Origin of the sequence: Nocardia farcinica (assembly GCF_029867845.1) — a bacterium.
In the GTDB taxonomy this organism is placed as follows: Bacteria; Actinomycetota; Actinomycetes; order Mycobacteriales; family Mycobacteriaceae; genus Nocardia; species Nocardia farcinica_A.
In genome coordinates this window covers 1-1,080 of record NZ_JARWRU010001204.1, presented here as the reverse complement: position 1 = coordinate 1,080, position 1,080 = coordinate 1, and the positions used below count along the sequence as shown (strand labels likewise).

At 71.0% G+C, this 1,080-nt stretch carries 2 protein-coding genes; both read left to right on the top strand.

Annotated features, from left to right (window positions below; genetic code table 11):
- Positions 1–449: TilS substrate-binding domain-containing protein (locus QH283_RS26750; RefSeq protein WP_280505704.1), on the top strand; the 449-nt coding region annotated here is incomplete at its 5' end.
- 36 nt (positions 450–485) lie between these two features.
- Positions 486–1,043 carry a hypoxanthine phosphoribosyltransferase gene (gene hpt, locus QH283_RS26745; RefSeq protein WP_280505703.1) on the top strand — a complete coding sequence of 186 codons (558 nt, stop codon included), beginning with the start codon at positions 486–488 and terminating at the stop codon, positions 1,041–1,043.
- Positions 1,044–1,080: the final 37 nt, after the last annotated feature.

The following is a 1,080-nucleotide window of genomic DNA, read 5'->3' as shown; positions in this document are numbered from 1 at the left end:
CCCAGGACCGGCAGACCGCGAGCCCGGTGTTCCCCCGGGGGGGGGTGCGCCCGGCGGTGCGGCCGCTGCTCGTGGCGGGGCTCGGCGGCGGGGTGGCCGAGGCGCTGGCCCGCACCGGGGCGCAGCTGCGCGAGGACGCGGCGGTGCTCGACGCGCTCGCCGGCGAACTGCTGGCACGGGCGCGCGACGATGCGGGCGGATTGGCGGTGGAGACGCTCGCCACCGCCCCGGCCGCGCTGCGCCGACGGGCCATCCGGGCCTGGCTGCTCGCCGGTGGCGCGAATGCCTTGACCGGCAAGCATCTCCACGCCGTCGACGCGCTGATCACCGACTGGCGCGGTCAGGGCGGAGTCGCCGTCGGCGGCGGAACACCGGAGGCGAGGTTGGTCGCCGAACGCGAACGTGGCAGGCTGACACTGCGCAGGCACGACCGATCGCCCGCGCGGTGAACGTGCCGCGAACACAGGGAAGGGAAACCATTACACGTGTACGGGGACGACATCGCATCGGTGCTGATCACCGAGGAACAGATCGCCGAGAAGACCGCCGAGCTGGCCGAGCTGATCGCCAAGCGCTACCCGCCGGGCTCCACCGATGAGGACCTGCTGCTGATCGGCGTGCTCAAGGGCGCCATCTTCTTCATGACCGATCTGGCCAAGGCGCTGCCCATCCCCACCCAGATGGAATTCATGGCCGTGTCCTCCTACGGCTCGTCCACCTCGTCCTCGGGCGTGGTGCGCATCATGAAGGACCTGGACAAGGACATCGCGGGCCGCAACGTGCTGATCGTCGAGGACATCATCGACTCCGGCCTGACCCTGTCGTGGCTGATGCGCAACCTCAAGACCCGCAACCCGGCCTCGCTCGAGGTGGTCACCCTGCTGCGCAAGCCCGACGCGCTGCGCACCCAGGTGGAGGTCGCGCACGTGGGTTTCGACATCCCCAACGAGTTCGTCGTCGGCTACGGCCTCGACTACGCCGAGCGCTATCGCGACCTGCCCTACATCGGCACCCTGCACCCCCGCGTGTACGGCGGCGCCTGATCGCCGGCCGACGGCCCGCAACCCGCCCACGGTGAGC